Origin of the sequence: Dactylosporangium sucinum (assembly GCF_014647515.1) — a bacterium.
Classification (GTDB): Bacteria; Actinomycetota; Actinomycetes; order Mycobacteriales; family Micromonosporaceae; genus Dactylosporangium; species Dactylosporangium sucinum.
The window spans coordinates 15,865-33,012 of sequence record NZ_BMPI01000022.1 but is presented as its reverse complement, the minus strand read 5'-3'; the positions used below and the strand labels follow the sequence as shown (position 1 = coordinate 33,012).

Below are 17,148 nucleotides of genomic sequence, written 5' to 3'. Positions count from 1 at the left end.
ACAGCGCCGCGAGCGGTCAGGCCGGCGGCGGGTTCTCCACGCGGGGAGCCGTGCTGAGCGACCGAGGTACCCAATGACCAGGGACGTCATACACGATCGCCGTACTCTAGCCGCCATCCGTGTCAGTGGTCACACCGACTTGCAAGTTTACTTGAATCGAATCTCGCCGATCTTTCCTCGTCGGTCAGTCGCTGGACCGCTCAAGTGGCCACGACATCCGGACCTCGGTGCCGACACCTTCGGACAATTCGGACACAATCAGGTCGTCGACGAGGCCGGCGAGCAGGGCCAGCCCCATCCGGGCGGCGACCGCCTCCTCCGCGAGGAGGTCAGGCGGGGTGGTCAGCGGCAGCGCCGGATCCGAGAGCAGCACGACAGTCTCGTCATCCTCGGGTGAGCGGGTGACCATCGCGCCGTTCGCGGCGCGGTCGACGACCCGCACGGTGAACCGGTCGCCGTCGGCCATGGCGACGTCGACCAGGTCGTCGAGGCCGTGCGACCGGTGCAGTGCGACCGCGCGGGAGCACGCCTCGCCGATCGCCAGGCGGACCTCTTCGAGCAGCTCCTCGGCCACGCCGGCCCGCCGCGCGACGGCCACGCCGACCAGCCGGGCGGTGCGGACGTGTGCCGCCGCCGGCGAGAACGACAGTCGGACAGTGGGCATGGACCTACGCTTTGGGCGCTTTGGGATCGGCGTCGGTGCCGTACGACCCGGGCGCCTTGGGATCGCCGTCCGCCGCGGTCGCCGCGGCCACCGAGTCGTACAGCGAGAAGACCCGGTCCAGCGCGGTGATCCGGAAGATCTTCAGCAGCCGCTCGTGCGAGCAGACCAGGCCGAACGTCCCGTTGACCGCCCGGAGCCGCTTGAGCGCACCCACCAGCACACCCAGGCCCGTCGAGTCGAGGAACTCGACCCGGCTGAGGTCGACGACGACGTGGCGGGACCCCTGCTCGACCAGCTCGACCAGCTTCTCGCGGAGCCGAGGGGCGGTGTAGACGTCCACCTCACCGCCGACTTCGAGCACTGTGTGGTCGCCGGAGTCGTACGTCGACAACGACAGCTCCATGCGGACCTCCTCCTCTGGCGGTTTTGCGCTCCACGGGCATCTAACCATCGACGCGGTGCCGAGGCGACGCTTGACCCCCTTTCCCACAAACGGCGCGCGTGTACCGCACCGCTCGTTTCGAACAGGTGTTTTAGAGTGCGGAGGTGTTCTTTCCGCAGCACCGGGCGGCCGAGTCCCTCACCCACGTGGAGCACATCCCCCCGCGCGCTGGCGTCCAGGCCCCCTGGCCGGACTGGGTGCCGCCGTCGCTGCGCTCGTCCCTGGGTTCGCGCGGCATCACCGCACCGTGGCGCCACCAGGCGGAGGCCGCGACGTCGGCCTGGCAAGGCACCCACACGATGGTCGCCACCGGGACAGGCTCCGGTAAGTCGTTGGCCTACCAGCTCGCGGCCCTGTCCACCCTGCTCACCGACGACCGCGCGACGGCCCTCTACATCGCCCCGACCAAGGCCCTGGCCGCCGACCAGCTCCGCAGCCTGCTGGCCCTGGACCTGCCGGACATCCGCCCCGCCACCTACGACGGCGACACCTCCCGCGAGGAGCGCGACTGGGTCCGCCGGCACGCCCGGGTCGTCCTGACCAACCCGGACATGCTCCACCACGGCATCCTGCCGGGTCACGCGTCCTGGGCCCGCTTCCTGCGCGGCCTGCGCTACGTGATCGTGGACGAGTCCCACGCGTACCGTGGCGTCTTCGGCTCCCACGTCTCGCACGTCCTGCGCCGCCTGCGCCGCATGGCATCCCGCTACCGTGCCGCTCCCACCTTCGTCCTCGCCTCGGCGACCTCGGGTGACCCGGTCCGGACGGGCAGCCGGATGACGGGGCTGCCGGTGGTGGCCTTCGCCGAGGACACTTCACCCCGCGGCGGCATCACTTTCGCCCTCTGGGAACCCCCGCTCCTTCCTTCCTCCCCCGGACCGGGTGACGCGGAACCCGCCCGGCGGTCCGCCCTGGGGGAGACGGCCGACCTGCTGGCCGACGCCGTGGCCGCCGGCGTGCGCACCCTCGCCTTCATCCGCTCCCGCAAGGGCGCCGAGCTCGTCGCCACCATGGCCCGCCGCTCCCTCGACACGGCCGTGCCCGGCCTGGGCGCCCGCGTCGCCGCGTACCGCTCCGGCTACCTCCGCGAAGACCGCCGCGCCCTCGAACGCGACCTCCTCGACGGCACCCTCCTCGGCCTGGCCTCGACCAACGCCCTCGAGCTGGGCGTCGACCTCGTCGGCCTGGACGCGGTCCTGATCTCCGGCTACCCCGGCACCCTCGCCTCCCTCTGGCAGCAGGCCGGCCGCGCGGGCCGCGCCGGCCGCGACGCGACCTGCGTGCTCATCGCGCGCGACGACCCCCTCGACACGTACCTCGTCCACCACCCCGAGGCCCTCTTCGGCCGCCCCGTCGAGGCCACCGTCTTCGACCCCGGCAACCCGCACGTCCTCGCCCCGCAGCTGTGCTGCGCCGCCGCCGAGCTGCCCCTGACCCCGGCCGACCTGCCGCTGTTCGGCCCGACCGCCGAGCCGACCCTCGACGCGCTCGTCGCGGCGGGCGTCCTGCGCAAGCGCCCCAGCGGCTGGTACTGGACCGAGCGCCACCGCCCCGACGTCGACCTCCGCGGCGCCGGCGGCGGCCCGATCGCCGTGGTCGAGTCGGTCACCGGCCGGCTGCTCGGCACGGTCGACACCGGCTCGGCCCACCACCAGGTCCACGACGGCGCCGTATACCTGCACCAGGGCACCACCTACGTCGTCGACAAGCTCGACCTCGCCGACTCCGTCGCCCTCGTCCACGCCGAGGACCCCGACTGGAGCACCCACCCCCGCGACGTCACCGACGTGACCGTCCTGTCCGTCCGCGAGACCCGCCCGGCCGGACCTGTCACCCTGTCCCTCGGCGAGGTCGAGGTCACCTCCCAGGTCGTCAGCTACCAGCGGCGCCGCCTCGTGTCCGGCGAGGTCATCGACGTGTGCGAGCTCGACCTCCCGCAGCGCGTGCTGCGCACCGTGGCCGTCTGGTGGACGGTCACGCCCGAGGCGCTCGACGCCGCCGGAGTGCCCGACGTCGACTGGCCGGGCGCCCTCCACGCCGCCGAGCACGCCTCCATCGGCCTGCTCCCGCTCGTCGCCACCTGCGACCGCTGGGACATCGGCGGCCTGTCCACCGCGTTCCACGCCGACACCGGCCTGCCCACCGTCTTCGTGTACGACGGCCACCCCGGCGGCGCCGGCTTCGCCGAGCGTGCGTTCGAGGTCGCGACCGACTGGCTGTCGGCCACCCGCTCCGTCGTCGCCGAGTGCCGGTGCGACCAGGGCTGCCCGTCGTGCGTCCAGTCCCCGAAGTGCGGCAACGGCAACAACCCGCTGGGCAAGGCCGACGCGGTCACCGTCCTGGGCCTGGTCCTGGACGCCCTCTCCCGCGAGTCGCCGCGCCGCACCACCGACCTGGCGGCATAGCCGAGCCCGGAGTCGCGCGCCGGCCTGACGCGGATCCCCGCGGCGCGCAGCGGTCCGGCCCGGGCGGCGGCCGCGGCCTCGGTGCCGGCCGGCCCGTCAACCCGCACGTCAACGGTCACGTCGAGCCCGTCGAGCGCACAGGACACCAGCCGCCCACCGTTCTCGGCCACCAGCTCCGCCGCCGCGCCGCACGCCGCCGCCGGCCCGCCCCCGGCCGCGAGCGCCCCCGCCAGCGCGCCGGCATCGGCGGCGTTGCGCGCCCGGTGCCCGGCAACGATGAGCCCGCCCCCGACCACCAGCGCGAGCCCGATCACGAGCAGCCCTACCCCGACCCCGAGCATCACCAGCGTCACGCTGCCCTGATCCCGAACCTCGACGGCCGGCCGGGCCCGCCGGGTCCGCCGCGCCCGCCGGGTATGCCGCGCCCGCCACCGCTGCTCTCCCCGCCGCCTCCACACGCCGACCCAGGTCCACGGCGGACTGGCCGACCGGTGCGCACCCTTCATGACAACCCCTCCTCGGGCTCGAACTGGGCAACGGCCCGCTCCTGCAGCTCCAGCCCCAGCGGCCCGAACCGGTAGCGCACGGTGACCCGCACCAGGTCCCCGTCGCGCTGGACCGAGATCGTGGCGCCCGCCGGCGCGGTCTCCGAGGCCGCCGCGTCCGGCTCGCCGCGGGCCGCCGCCCGCGCCGCCAGCCCGGCCGCGTCCGCACACCGCACCTGGGCCGTCGCGACGACCAGGGCGGCGAGGCCGGCCAGCAGCAGCAGGGCGACGGCGGGAAGTGCCGCGGCGAACTCGACGGCGGCGGAGCCCCGGTCGCGCGGACCGCCGGCCCGGCGCCGATGCCGCGCTGCCCTGCCGAACGGGGCCCGATGGGCGCCACGATCCCGGTCGCTTCTCATGCCAGCGCCCGCCCGATCAGGTTCGTCAGGGCAAGGCGCGTGCCGTCGCTGGTCAGCACCTTCAGCAGCAGGCCGGCGAAGCCGACCCCGACCAGCATGCAGACGGCGTACTCGGCGGTGGTGACTCCCCGATCCCCCCGGAGGGCGCGGAGACGGGCTCGGATGGCGTACACGGAACTCCTTACGTTGTTGCGACTGACGGAACTGGATGCAGGCTCAGAGGGCGGCGAACACCTCGCCCAGCAGGGCGGCGACCACGGGTACGACACCGACCAGCACGAATGCGGGCAGGAAGCACACGCCGACCGGCAGGACCGCGTAGACCGACGCCTTGCGCACCCGCGCCTCCAGGAAGGCGGAGCGGTCCCGGCGCAGGTCGGCCGCCTGCTTCTCGAACGTCTGCGCCAGAGCGGTGCCGTGCTCCGCGCTGCGGGTGGCGGCCCGCGCGAGGCGGCCCCCGCCGGGGATCTCGCCGAGCTGCCCCCAGGCGTCGACCGGCGGCGTCCCGCCCCGCAGCGCCCGGCCGATGGTCACCAGCCGGCCCCCGACGGACGCGGCGCCCAGCGCCCGGCCGACGGCATACGCGGCCCGGTCGGGCGCCGCTCCCGCGTGCAGCGCGGCGGCCAGCAGGTCGGCGGCGAACGGCAGGTCGGCCCGCGCCGCGGCCCGCGCCCGCCGGACCCGCGGCGGCTCGGCCTTGCGCAGCAGCAGCCAGCAGACGACCGCCGTCACGACCCCCGCGGCGATCCCACCCCGTCCGCCGCCGAGCGCCGCCCCCATCAGGACCCCGCCCAGGATCGCGGCCACCCATCGCAGCCACGGGCTCATCGCCAGGCCTCGCGGGACAGGAAGTCGACCATCCGGAACGTCACGAACAGCCCGGCGCTCTGCAGCGTCACCGCGAGCACCGTGCACGCGGCGCCCAGCCGCGTGTGGAGCAGCCGGTCGATCGGGTCGACGCCCATGGCGACCGCGCAGAACAGCCCGGCGGCCGGCAGCACCATCAGCACGAAGGCCGAGGCATAGGCCGCCGACGTCTGCACGTCGGCGGACTGCCGCAGCGCCTGCGCCGCCCGCAGGTCGGCCTCGACCCGCTCCAGCAGGTCGATGAGCGGCGTCCCGAGGTACTCGCTGACCCTCCGTGCGGACTCCAGCCGGAGCGTGGCGGCCCGCACCGCCGGCGCCGACGGCGTCGCCGAGGCCGCCAGCACCCGCTGGACCCGGATCGTCAGCCCCTGGCCGTCGGGGGTGATGCCGGCCCGCAGGTCGCCAACGGTCGCCTCGATCGCGTCGACGAGCGCGGTGACCGTGTCCTTCACCGCGTCCCGGGCCACGAGCCGCCGGACGATCCAGACGGTCATCGACAGGTACATCGCGACCGCGAACCCCGCGACCGGCCCGAAGCGCAGCAGCAGCGCGGCCACGACCGGCGACAGCGCGGCGAGCACGGCGAACGGGTGCCGCAGCACGATCCCCCGGAGCCGGGCCGTCATCGCCAGCCCTTCCCCGGCACGTACCGCCACCGACCCGACGGCTGCGGCGGCTCCTGCCCACGCTCGGCGAGCAGCTCGTCGAGCAGCCCGCCGCCCGGCTCGACCCGCCCGCTCGCCCGTCGCCACGCCGTCAGCACGACGGTCGTGCGCTGCTCGGGATGGCAGTCGAGCACGCAGATCTCGGCGATCTCGCGCGAGCCGTCCGCCGCCCGCCGCAGGTGGACGACGGCCCGCAGCGCCGCGCCGACGAGCGCGTGCAGCGCGGCCCGGGGCACCGACCCGAGCAGCCCGAGCGCCTCCAGCCGGGCCGGCACGTCGGCCGGCGAGTTGGCGTGCAGGGTCGCCGCGCCGCCCTCGTGCCCGGTGTTGAGCGCGCCGAGCAGGTCGACGATCTCGGCGCCGCGGCACTCGCCGACGACCAGCCGGTCGGGCCGCATCCGCAGCGCCTGGCGGACCAGCTCGCGCAGCGAGATCTCGCCGGCGCCCTCGACGTTGGCCGCGCGGGCCTGCAGCGACACCACGTGCGGGTGCACCGGGGCCAGCTCGGCGGCGTCCTCGACGATGACCAGCCGCTCGGCCGCCGGCACGAGCGAGAGCAGCGTGGACAGCACGGTCGTCTTGCCCGTGCCGGTGCCGCCGGTCACCAGGTACGGCAGGCGGGCCGCGACGATCGCCGCGAGCACGGTCGCCCCGCCGGGGTCGATGCTGCCGTGGTTGACCAGGTCGTCGAGGGTGAACGCCCGCCGCCGGAACGTGCGCAGCGAGACGTGCGGCCCGGTGCGCGCGATCGGCGGCAGCACCGCGTGCAGCCGCGTCCCGTCGGGCAGCCGCCCGTCGACGAACGGGCTGGCGTCGTCGAGCCGCCGCCCGGCGCTGGACGCCAGCTGCTGCGCGAGCCGGCGCATCTCGGCCGCGTCACCGAGCAGCCCGTTGACCCGGCGCAGGCCGGCGCCCCGGTCGACCCAGACCTCTCCGCAGTTGACCAGGACGTCGGTGACCGCCGGGTCGTCGAGCAGCGCCACGAGTGCCTCGTTCACGCCGCCACCCCCGTCGCCAGGCCGAGGTCGTCGAGGATGCGGCGGCACAGGGCGGCGAGCGGGCCGCGGCCGGTGCCCGTCGGCGGGTCGCCGAGCTCGAGGCGCCGGGGCAGGTCGGGCTCGGCCCGCAGGGTGCCCGCCACCGGCAGGCCGAGGGACTGGGCGATCTGGCGGGTGCGCAGCCCGCCCGGGGCGGGGTGCCGGACGACCAGCTGCAGGGCGTCGGTGTGCGGGGCGACGGTCGCCGCCACCCGCGAGGCGGCGACGCAGGCGCGCAGCTCGGCCGGCACGACCAGCAGCACCCGGTCGGCGGCCCGCAGCGCGAGCACCGCGGCGTCGTCGAGGCGCCGGGGCAGGTCGGCGACCACCAGGTCGCGGGCGCGGCTGCCGATGTCGAGCGCGGCGACCATCGCGTCGCTGGTCAGGCCGGTGCCGGGCGCGGCCCGGTCGCAGGACAGCACGCCGACCGCGCCGCGGCCGGGCAGCCCGTCGCCGAGCCGGAGGCCGCTCACGTCGTCCCAGCCCAGGGCCAGGTCGACGCCGCCGCCGAGCGGATCGGCGTCGACGAGCAGCGAGCGCAGGCCGGCGTCGCCGGCCGTGACCGCGAGCCCGGCCGCCAGGATGCTGGCCCCGGCGCCGCCGCGCCCGCCGAGGACGGCGAGGATGCGCCCGCGCTGGGCGTCGACCAGTCCGGCGAGGCGGTCGAGCAGCAGGCCGGCACCGTCGGGGATCGGGACGATGTGGTCGGCGCCCACGGCCTCGGCGAGGACCCGGACCCGGTCGGCGACGTGCCCTCGGGTCAGCAGCAGGACCCCGGCGCGGCGGGGCAGGCCCGCGCGCACGCAGGCGGGGGCGACGGCGTCGCCGATCAGGACGATGGGCGCCGAGGCGAACCGGCCGCGGGCCCGCTCCGGGCCGGTCTCCACGTCGAGGTCGAGCGGGAGCTCGGCGGCGATGCCGAGCACGTCGTCGAGCAGCTCATGGTCGTCGGTGACGAGCAGTGGTCGATGCACCCGGACACTCTGGCCGCGCCGGCGCCCCCGTTTCCGGGCCGCGGCCCGCATTCTGTGGATAAGGGTCCGGTTGTGGACAACCCGGTTCGCCCGGTGCCGATCTGCTATGTCCGGCCGTACAAACCCCTGTCAATTGGACAAAGCAGGCGCCAGGTCCCCGAAAAAAATCTTGGCCCAGCCGTCCGACGTCCGACGCCGATGCGTCGAGAGGACGGTTGCGGGCCGTGGTCGTCGGCCGGGAGCGCTCCGGAGCGCGCGGAGGACGGCCCGAAACCGGCCAATGTGGAAATTTCGTGAGCGCTCAACAAAGCATCGTTCGTCAATACCCGTAAGTCGCCGAAAGCGGGCTGCCATAATCCGGATTGCCATATGGCAGAAATGCTCGGACCTGCGCCGAAGTGGCATCTGACGGTACAGAGGGGACGACCCCCGCCGGGGGGTGACGGGGGTCGCCGGGGGTTCGGCTCCGGGGGGGTCGAGCCGAACCCACTCAGCGGTCACGGGGGGTGCAACCGCCGAGGGTCAATAACGGGTCGATGTCTGCGGACATGAAACCTCGTCGCAAACATAAGCATGCCTGAGTCGACCCACATACGTCGAGTAGGACGGGCTCGCAACACGCCCGGAACACCAATCAATATTTCAGTTGAGGGTAGCGCATGCGTGAGCGCACGCGAGCCGAGCGTGATCCGCAACGGGCTCCGGCAAGTCCGGCCGCCACAGCATGCCATGCAACGCTACACTTGCCCGCCGTGGGGCGTAGCGCCGCGTTTTTCGACCTGGACAAAACGGTGATCGCCAAGTCAAGCGCCTTGGCCTTCGGTCGACCGTTCTACCGCGACGGGCTGATCAGCCGCCGCGACGTCATCAAGGGTGCCTACGCCCAGCTGATCTTCCGGGTCGGCGGCGGCTCCGACGAGCAGACCATGACCAAGACCAGGGACTACCTGGCCGCGCTGGTCAAGGGCTGGCGGGCCGAGCAGGTGCGCCAGATCGTCCGCGAGACGCTCGACGAGCTCATCAACCCGTATGTCTACGCCGAGGCGGCGGCCCTGATCGCCGAGCACCGCTCGGCCGGCCGCGACATCGTGCTGGTGTCGACCTCCGGCGACGAGATGGTCCGACCTATCGGCGAGCTGCTCGGCATCTCCGACGTCATCGCGACCCGGATGAACGTCGGAGAGGACGGCCGCTACACGGGCGAGATCGACTTCTACGCCGCCGGGCCCAACAAGGTGGTCGCCGTCAAGGAGTTGGCCACCGAGCGGGACTACGACCTGTCCACCTGCTTCGCGTATTCCGACTCGGTGACCGACGCCGGCCTGCTCAGCCTGGTCGGGCACCCGACCGCGGTGAACCCCGACCGCGGGCTGCGCAAGATCGCCGTGGAGCGCGGCTGGCCGATGCTGGAGTTCCGCCACCCGATCCCGCTGAGCAAGCGGCTGCGCGACCGCCCGGCCGTGCCGGTGGCGGCCGCCGCGATCGGCATCGGCGCCGCGCTGGCGATCGGCCTCGCGATGTGGAGCCGCAGCAGGCAGCGCCGCGCGCGGCTCGCCGCCGCGCCGGCCACGTAGGCCCCACCAGTCACAATCTCCTGGTCAGGGGTTCCGCTCATGGAGCGGGCGGCGTAGAAAAGGAAGTGCGGGGTCACGAGAGGATCTCGTGCACGGCCGCCGGGCACCCACGAGCGATCAGCCGCGGATGGCGCGTTGCAGCGGCTTCGCAAGGACCGCTGCGAACGGATATTGAGTGCACGCTTGGTAACCCGGCCGGACGTGTGTGACGGCGCCTCCTGGAGCATGAGGCGCCGTTCACTGTGTGCGGGCCTCGGAGGGACACACGGAGCTGGGGAAAGGTTCTAGGCTGTCGCGGCCATACCCCCTTTTCTCCACCCCGGAGGCAAGTTCCATGATCACCGCGACAGACGTGCTCGCCGTGTCCGAGATGAGCGACGGCATGTTCTTCGGCTACATCGCGGCACTCGGCATCAGTGGGGCGTTCCTGCTGGTCCTGGCCGTGCAGCCGTTCCTGAAGGTCTCGACCGGCCTGCGGATCCTCAACGGCCTGTTCGGCGTCGGGTTCCTCGGGTACGCGTTCTACCTGCTCTTCATCTTCGACGGCGGCACGGTGCAGATCTTCTTCTACGCCTTCATCGCCCCGATCCTGCTGCTGATCCAGACGATCCGGCAGTCGAAGGCGCAGCAGAACGCCTAGTCCGGCCTGCGAGGCGGCCGCGGTAGCACTACCCCCGGTCCGCGGCCGTCTCGCAGATCTCGGTCAGCTCCTCCGCCGCCCGCTCGACCGCCGCCGCGTAGTGGCGCAGCCAGGACCGCACCCCGTCCGGCGTGCCCGTCGCGTATGCGTTGGCCGACCCCACGTACTCCGGCTCCCGGCTGCGGTGCCCCACGTCCATGGCGAGCAGCCCCCGCGGGTCCAGCCCGCCGGCGATCAGGACCAGCCGTCCCGCGGCCCGGGCCACGACCCCATTCGGCCCCGCGAAGGACTTCAGGGCCAGCAGCTCCGCGTGGACCACCGCCGCCTGCAGCAGCACGGGAACGTCCGTGCCGCCCGTGATCAGCGCCGCCAGCGCGTCGAGCCGCGGCACCGCCTGCGGGTCCACCGGACGGCCCAGGTCGGCGGCCGGCACCACGTCCCGAGCGACGAGCGTGTGCAGCTTGGCCAGCACCTGCCGGGGGGCTCGCCCCCAGGTGGCCGTCAGCCCGTCGAGGGCGGCGGTGGCGCGCAGCGCGCCGTGCACCACCGGGTCGGTGACCACGCCGGCCCGGACGCCCTCCAGGTCGAACCCGTGCGTGTCGAGCGCGGCGCTGGCGACCGAGGTGCGCAGCGCGACCTCGGCGGCCACGGGCCCGCCCGACCGGCGCAGCGCACGGTTGCGCATGGCGGCGTCGACCGCGGCCCGGGCCTGGTCGAAGGCGGGCGCCACGTCGGCGAGGTCGAGCAGCGGGGCAAGCGGGTCTGTCGGCACCACCAGACGGTATCGTGCCGCTAATGTAAACAAGGTTTAGAGAAACCCGGCGCTTCACAGCAGCCGCTCAGCGCAGAAGCCTCGCTTCTTGTCACACCCCCGAACTAGCCTGCTTGCGAGACCTGGACCACCTCGAGGAGCCATCACCGATGAGCGAGACCTTGGAAAACCTTCTCAACGAGACACGGCAGTTCCCGCCGCCTGCCGAGTTCGCCGCCGCCGCCAACCTGACGGAGGATGCGTATGCCGAGGCAAGGCAGGACCGCGTCGCCTTCTGGGAGAAGCAGGCGCGACGGCTGAGCTGGGCCAAGGAGTGGGACCAGGCGCTGGACTGGTCCAACCCGCCGTTCGCGAAATGGTTCGTGGGCGGCCAGCTCAACGTGGCCTACAACTGCCTCGACCGGCACATCGAGGCCGGCCGCGGCGACAAGGTCGCCATCCACTGGGAGGGCGAGCCGGGCGACACCCGCACGATCACCTACGCCGACCTGCACCGCTCGGTCTGCCAGGCCGCCAACGCGCTGACCGGCCTCGGCGTCGTCGCGGGCGACCGCGTGGCGATCTACCTGCCGATGATCCCCGAGGCGGCCGTGGCCATGCTGGCCTGCGCTCGCATCGGCGCCACGCACAGCGTCGTCTTCGGCGGCTTCTCGGCCGACGCCCTCAGCGGCCGCATCGACGACGCGAGCGCCAAGGTCGTCATCACCGCCGACGGCGGCTTCCGCCGCGGCAAGCCCAGCGGCCTCAAGGTGATCGTCGACGAGGCCGTCGCCCGCACGCCCAGCGTCGAGAAGGTCCTCGTCGTGCGCCGCACCGGCCAGGACGTCGAGTGGACCGACGGTCGCGACCTGTGGTGGCACGACGTCGTCGAGACCGCGTCGGCCGAGCACACCGCCGAGTCGTTCGACGCCGAGCACCCGCTGTTCATCCTCTACACGTCGGGCACCACGGCGAAGCCCAAGGGCATCCTGCACACCACCGGTGGCTATCTGACGCAGGCCAGCTTCACGCACCACGCCGTCTTCGACCTCAAGCCCGACAGCGACGTCTACTGGTGCACCGCCGACATCGGCTGGGTCACCGGCCACAGCTACATCGTCTACGGCCCGATGTCCAACGGCGCGACCCAGGTCATGTATGAGGGGACTCCCGACACCCCGCACCGCGGCCGGTTCTGGGAGCTCATCCAGAAGTACAAGATCACGATCCTCTACACCGCGCCCACCGCGATCCGCACGTTCATGAAGTGGGGCGACGACATCCCGAAGCAGTTCGACCTGTCGTCCCTGCGCCTCCTCGGCTCCGTCGGCGAGCCGATCAACCCCGAGGCCTGGATGTGGTATCGCGAACACATCGGCGGCGACCGCTGCCCCGTGGTCGACACCTGGTGGCAGACCGAGACCGGCGCCATCATGATCTCCCCGCTCCCCGGCGTCACCGCCACCAAGCCCGGCAGCGCCATGCGCCCCCTCCCGGGCATCTCGGCCGACGTGGTCGACGACCAGGGCCAGGCGGTCCCCAACGGCGGCGGTGGCTACCTGGTCCTGCGCGAGCCGTGGCCGTCGATGCTCCGCACCATCTGGGGCGACGACGCGCGCTTCAAGGAGACCTACTGGTCCCGCTTCCAGGACATGTATTTCGCCGGCGACGGCGCCAAGAAGGACGCCGACGGCGACCTCTGGCTCCTGGGCCGCGTCGACGACGTCATGCTCGTCTCGGGCCACAACATCTCCACGACGGAGGTGGAGTCCGCCCTGGTCAGCCACCCGAAGGTCGCCGAGGCCGCGGTCGTGGGCGCCACCGACCCGACCACGGGTCAGGCCATCGTCGCCTTCACCATCCCGCGCGGCGGCGTCGAGACCGACGGCGACGCGGGCGAGGCCCTGATCCAGGAGCTGCGCAACCACGTGGCCAAGACCCTCGGCCCGATCGCCAAGCCCCGCCAGATCATGCTCGTCGCCGAGCTCCCCAAGACCCGCTCCGGCAAGATCATGCGCCGCCTCCTCCGCGACGTGGCCGAGAACCGCAGCCTGGGCGACGTCACCACCCTCCAGGACTCCACGGTCATGGACCTGATCGCGTCGGGCCTCCAGTCCGGCAAGTCGGAGGACTAGAACCCCCAAGGGAGCGATGACTCGGGCCCGTAGAAGGCACGACCGTCGCTCCCGCCAGACACCGCTCGTGAGGGCGCGACATCCGTCGCGCCCTCACGCACGCTGCCATCGCCGTCGCCCCAAGGACCCGCGTCCTGCCGGCCGCGCCCGACGCCCGCGCCCAGCCGCGGTGCGCACCCAAAGTTGACCTTGGTGACGTTCCAGCGTCCCGAGGACCCGCGGCCTGCCGGCCGCGCACCGACGCCCGCGGCGGCCGCGGTGCGCACCCAAACTTGACCTTGATGGCGTTCCGTCGTCCTGGGGACCCGCGGCCTGGCGGCCGCGGTGCGGGTTCGAAGTTGACCTTGGTGGCTTTTCGTCGTCCCGGCGACCGTAAGTTACCAAGGTCAACTCGACCAGGGCCCGAGTCGATGTCCCTCTTGCGTGTCGCCCCTCACGCGCCCCGCGGCCACCCACCGTCACCCGCACGCCCCTGACGGTGAGTAATCGGACCGCACCCTACCGCTGCACGAGGCGGCTGGGTGACCGCGGCGTCCGCGCGCCGCGTGGTGGAGTCGGTCGTCGAGTTGACCGTGGCGTGGAGTTGACCGCGGAAGGTTTTGTCGCCAGGGCAGCCTCCACGGTCAACTTGTGTTGGGGGCGACCAGATGGTTCCCACGATCATGGGAGCGCGGCGAGGGGGCATCCAAAGTAGCGAGGGCGGCCCCCGGGACCGGGGCCGCCCTCTGGACGCGTAGGTGGAGCTACGCGTAGATCTTCAGCGGGGTGTAGGTCTGCCTGGGGAAAATCTGGCCCACCTCGGCGTTCGTCAGGCCGAAGCGGCCCTGGGCCACCGAGCCGAACACGCTGAACATGTTGTTCATCTCGGGCAGGTCGCCGTTGACCAGGGTGCCGGTGCCGTTCCAGGTGCCGATCACCTTGCCGGCGAGTTTCTTGCCCGACAGGATGATCACGCCGCCGCCGTGGCCGTGGTCGGTGCCGCTGCCGTTCTCCGCCACGCGGCGGCCGAACTCGCTCGACACCATGATGGTCACGTTCGACGACAGGTCCGGGCCCAGGTCGTCGAAGAACGATGCCATGCCCGACGCCAGCTCGCCGAAGTGGCGGGCCACGTAGCCGCCGCGGGTGCCCTGGCCCTCGTGGGTGTCCCAGCCGCCCATGCCGACCGTGGCGATGCGGACGTTGGCGCCGCCCTTGATCAGCTGGGCCAGCTCCTTGAACGCGTTGCCGACGCCCGTGTAGCGGACGCCGTTGGCCGGCGTGTAGCCCTCCTGGGCCAGCTTCTGGGCCAGCGTGAGCGCGTCGATGCCGGCGCGGACCGGGCTCTCGATCGGGTGGTTGACGCCCGTGAAGAGGGTCTTGATGGCGTCGACCGTCGGCTGCTTGAACTTGCCGTCGCCGTTGACGTTCAGGGCGCCGACGTTCGACAGGGCCAGGGCGCCGCCGCCGCCGACCAGGGAGCGGGGCAGCGTGGAGCCGATGCCGATCGCGCGGAACGCCGTGCCGGCGCCCAGCTTGTCGGCCAGGTTCGTCAGCCAGCCCATGCCGCCCGTCTCGGCGGGGAGGCCACCGAGCTGGCAGATGTCCGTGGCCGCGAAGTGGCTGCGGTCGAGCCGCCGGTCGCTCACCGCGGGGACGAACGCGAGCTGCCCGGCGTCGAGGTACTTCTTCAGCGGCGCGAACGACTCGTTGAGGCCGAAGCCGCGCTCCAGCGGGATCGAGGTGTTCTCCGCCAGCGTGAACGACGGGCGGACGCGCTGCAGCACCGCGTCGTTCATGGGCGCGAACAGCGACAGGCCGTCGGCGCCGCCGTAGAGGAAGACGTGGATCAGGGTGCCGGTCGGGGTGGCCGCGAACGACGCCTGCGTGGTGATGAACTGGCTGGTCGCCAGCGCCGTCGTGGTCGCCGCCGCGCCGACGAAGAACCGCCGGCGGGTCACGCCCTTGCCCTCTTCCTGCTCGTCCTCCTGGCGGGAGAGCTCGAGGTACTGGTCGCGAACGGCCTTCTGCTCCTCCTTGACCGCGACGGCCTCGGCCCGCAGCGCCGCCTCGAACCGGTTCGGCCCCAGGCGGAGCAGGTCAGGGCACTCGGGATGCAGGGAACGGTGCACGTTCTTCTCCATGGTCTGCGCCTACCGGAGGTGGTGGTGGGGAGTGGCGAACAGGGCGCGCACGACCGCGGCGATCGCGCCGTTGAACGTCGCGTCGACCGGCGTGCCGGCCGTGACGTTCGGGCCGGCGATCTTCAGGATCGCGGTCTTGCGGGCGGTATCGAGCGTGACGTTGATGAGCTTCTTGCTCAGCGCATCGAGGTACGCGCCCGCGGTCGCCGGCGGGGCGGCGATCAGCGTCTCCGGCTTCTGCCAGGTGAACTGCTTGCGGCCGCCGACGACGGCGTTGTAGGCGTCGTTCCACTGGTTGACCATGGTTCCGGCCGAGGTCCACGCGACGTACACGTCGGGGTAGCCGTTGGGGGTCGGCAGCTCCATCGGCGCGTGCCCGTACTCCTCCAGCTTCCGCATGACGTCGGCGAGGCCCTGCACCATCGGGCTCACGTTCGTGTTGGGCGACGTGAAGCCGGCCGGCGCCTCCGGGTTGATCTCCAGCGCCCGGTAGGTGGCGGTGAGGTACTCGCCGGGGCGGCGGACCTTCTGCCCGACCGAGGCCCAGAACTCGGTGCGCGTCAGCATCGTCATGAGCACGGCCGGGATGTTGCTCTTCTTGTCGATGTAGGTCTTCGCCATGGCGTCGACCAGCGTCTTCGGCGGCGTGTCCGAGACGAACCGGGTCGCGAGGTTCTGCGCCATGTACCGCGCAGTGTTCGGGTGCAGCGCGATGTACCGGAAGTACGCCTCCTGCACCGCCTCGCCGCCCTCCGCGGTCGGGTTCGCGTGCGAGAAGCCCATGATCTTCACCGGGCCGACGTAGTGCTGCTCCGGCCGGTACACGTACTTGCCGTCGCGGATGCTCCGGCCCGTCTGCAGCATGGCGGCCTGCCGGACGTCGGTCTCGTTGTAGCCGTTGAACGCGCCGACGGTGTAGAGCTCGAGGTTCTCGCGGGCCAGGTTCTCGTTGATCTGGTCCTTGGTCGACGCCTGCTGGTCGAGGTACCGCAGCAACGCCGGGTGGCTGTTGGCCGCGATGAACATGTCGACGTAGTTGCCGAGCGCGTGCTTGCGGATCACGTCCCGCTCGAAGGCCGCCCGCACCAGCTCGTTGCCGTCGTGGAACGCCGAGACGTGCAGATAGTCGCCGAAGAAGTCGACCATCATCTCGAACAGCTGGCGGTCGGAGAACAGTTGCTTGGCGATGGCGTACTGGACGTTCTGGTTGTCGGCCTTGATGCCCTTCTTGTCCAGGTCGCCCTGCTGCGCCTTGAGCTGCTCGTAGGTCATGTTCCAGGTGACCAGCTCGGCGTCGGCCTTCTGCTCGCCGCGGGTCAGCGGGATCGTCTCCGGCTTCAGCTGCTTGGCGATCCAGCCATTGATCCCGAGCTTGTTGATGTCGTTGATGGTCTTCGTGTTCGGCCCGAAGGTGAGCCGGCTGGCGAGGTGGCGGACCGGGTCCTTCTTCGGCAGCACCGTGTTGCCGACCACGACGGCGTTCTTGGCGGCGTCGGCCGGGGTGCCGAACGTGGTACCGGTGGTCGGGGTGTTCTTGCGGACGCCGAGACCGGCCTGGCCGTTCATCAGGCTCTGGTTCTGGTCGACGTAGGCGGGGGCGGCGGTGTCGACGGGGACCTCGGCGTCGGCGGGTTCGGTGCGGGTGCCCTCGCCGAAGAACTGGGTGACGGCGTACGCGCCGCCGCCGATCAGGGCGGCCGCGCCGCCCCCGATGGCGATCATCGCCGTGCGGCGGCGCCAGTTCGACGGCTCGTCGTAGTCGGCGTCGTCGTCGATGTCGGGCAGCGGGCCGCGGCCCCGGGACACGGAACCCGGGTCGTAGAAGTGCGGGCCCGAGCCGCCACGGTCGGCGCGCATGTAACCGGTCTGGTCCTCGTAGCCGGACTCGTAATACGAGTCGCGGTACGAGTCGTAGTCACCGCGCCTTCTGGGCACGTCTCGCTCGTTCATCTAGCATTCCCGATTCC

General features: G+C 72.3%; 15 protein-coding genes and 1 pseudogene. 4 read left to right on the top strand and 12 right to left on the bottom strand.

What is annotated here, in order from left to right; all coding sequences use genetic code 11:
* Positions 1 to 184 precede the first annotated feature (184 nt).
* Both IEZ31_RS22760 and IEZ31_RS22755 read right to left on the bottom strand, forming a co-directional pair.
* Positions 185 to 664, bottom strand: a complete 480-nt coding sequence (locus tag IEZ31_RS22760; RefSeq protein WP_190251964.1) for an ATP-binding protein — start codon at positions 662 to 664, stop codon at positions 185 to 187.
* A gap of 4 nt (positions 665 to 668) precedes the next feature.
* Positions 669 to 1,067 (bottom strand): STAS domain-containing protein, encoded by a 399-nt coding sequence (locus tag IEZ31_RS22755; protein ID WP_190251963.1) that lies wholly within the window; start codon positions 1,065 to 1,067, stop codon positions 669 to 671.
* A gap of 143 nt (positions 1,068 to 1,210) precedes the next feature.
* On the opposite strand from IEZ31_RS22755, the gene sftH reads away from it, so the two are divergent.
* Positions 1,211 to 3,511: a DEAD/DEAH box helicase gene (gene sftH / locus IEZ31_RS22750; RefSeq protein ID WP_190251962.1), complete on the top strand. Its 2,301-nt coding sequence runs from the start codon at positions 1,211 to 1,213 to the stop codon at positions 3,509 to 3,511.
* Positions 3,512 to 3,621: 110 nt separating this feature from the next.
* Here the strand turns inward: sftH and IEZ31_RS59415 are convergent.
* The 7 genes and pseudogenes from IEZ31_RS59415 to ssd all read right to left on the bottom strand — a co-directional run.
* Positions 3,622 to 4,017, bottom strand: a pseudogene (locus IEZ31_RS59415) (Rv3654c family TadE-like protein); the annotation flags it as partial.
* Positions 4,014 to 4,415, bottom strand: coding sequence for a TadE family type IV pilus minor pilin (locus IEZ31_RS22740; protein ID WP_190251961.1), 402 nt, complete (start codon positions 4,413 to 4,415; stop codon positions 4,014 to 4,016). The gene IEZ31_RS22740 and the pseudogene IEZ31_RS59415, both read right to left, overlap by 4 nt.
* A complete protein-coding gene (locus IEZ31_RS22735) occupies positions 4,412 to 4,579 on the bottom strand; it encodes a DUF4244 domain-containing protein (protein ID WP_190252050.1) in 168 nt (55 codons plus the stop codon). Before IEZ31_RS22735 ends, IEZ31_RS22740 begins: the two co-directional genes overlap by 4 nt.
* Positions 4,580 to 4,631: 52 nt before the next feature.
* Positions 4,632 to 5,243, bottom strand: a complete 612-nt coding sequence (locus IEZ31_RS22730) for a type II secretion system F family protein (RefSeq protein ID WP_190251960.1) — start codon at positions 5,241 to 5,243, stop codon at positions 4,632 to 4,634.
* Complete coding sequence (locus IEZ31_RS22725) at positions 5,240 to 5,908, bottom strand: type II secretion system F family protein (RefSeq protein ID WP_190251959.1); 669 nt, start codon at positions 5,906 to 5,908, stop codon at positions 5,240 to 5,242. Before IEZ31_RS22725 ends, IEZ31_RS22730 begins: the two co-directional genes overlap by 4 nt.
* Positions 5,905 to 6,945 carry a TadA family conjugal transfer-associated ATPase gene (locus IEZ31_RS22720; protein ID WP_373294664.1) on the bottom strand — a complete coding sequence of 347 codons (1,041 nt, stop codon included), beginning with the start codon at positions 6,943 to 6,945 and terminating at the stop codon, positions 5,905 to 5,907. The genes IEZ31_RS22725 and IEZ31_RS22720 overlap by 4 nt, the downstream gene beginning before the upstream one ends.
* Complete coding sequence (ssd, locus tag IEZ31_RS22715) at positions 6,942 to 8,009, bottom strand: septum site-determining protein Ssd (protein WP_190251957.1); 1,068 nt, start codon at positions 8,007 to 8,009, stop codon at positions 6,942 to 6,944. The genes IEZ31_RS22720 and ssd overlap by 4 nt, the downstream gene beginning before the upstream one ends.
* Positions 8,010 to 8,701: 692 nt before the next feature.
* Between ssd and IEZ31_RS22710 the strand changes: the two genes are divergently transcribed.
* Positions 8,702 to 9,532 carry an HAD family hydrolase gene (locus IEZ31_RS22710; RefSeq protein WP_190251956.1) on the top strand — a complete coding sequence of 277 codons (831 nt, stop codon included), beginning with the start codon at positions 8,702 to 8,704 and terminating at the stop codon, positions 9,530 to 9,532.
* 334 nt (positions 9,533 to 9,866) lie between these two features.
* The gene (locus IEZ31_RS22705; RefSeq protein WP_190251955.1) at positions 9,867 to 10,172 is read left to right on the top strand and encodes a hypothetical protein; all 306 of its coding nucleotides are present in this window, start codon (positions 9,867 to 9,869) and stop codon (positions 10,170 to 10,172) included.
* Positions 10,173 to 10,200: 28 nt separating this feature from the next.
* Here IEZ31_RS22705 and IEZ31_RS22700 read toward each other — a convergent pair whose 3' ends face one another.
* Complete coding sequence (locus IEZ31_RS22700) at positions 10,201 to 10,944, bottom strand: oxidoreductase (RefSeq protein ID WP_190251954.1); 744 nt, start codon at positions 10,942 to 10,944, stop codon at positions 10,201 to 10,203.
* Positions 10,945 to 11,093: 149 nt separating this feature from the next.
* On the opposite strand from IEZ31_RS22700, the gene acs reads away from it, so the two are divergent.
* On the top strand, positions 11,094 to 13,058 hold the full coding sequence (acs, locus tag IEZ31_RS22695; protein WP_190251953.1) for an acetate--CoA ligase: 1,965 nt from the start codon (positions 11,094 to 11,096) through the stop codon (positions 13,056 to 13,058).
* Between the two features lie 743 nt (positions 13,059 to 13,801).
* On the opposite strand, the gene IEZ31_RS22690 is transcribed toward acs, so the two are convergent.
* The gene (locus IEZ31_RS22690) at positions 13,802 to 15,181 is read right to left on the bottom strand and encodes a DUF1501 domain-containing protein (RefSeq protein WP_190251952.1); all 1,380 of its coding nucleotides are present in this window, start codon (positions 15,179 to 15,181) and stop codon (positions 13,802 to 13,804) included.
* Between the two features lie 9 nt (positions 15,182 to 15,190).
* A complete protein-coding gene (locus IEZ31_RS22685; protein ID WP_190251951.1) occupies positions 15,191 to 17,116 on the bottom strand; it encodes a DUF1800 domain-containing protein in 1,926 nt (641 codons plus the stop codon).
* Positions 17,117 to 17,148 lie beyond the last annotated feature (32 nt).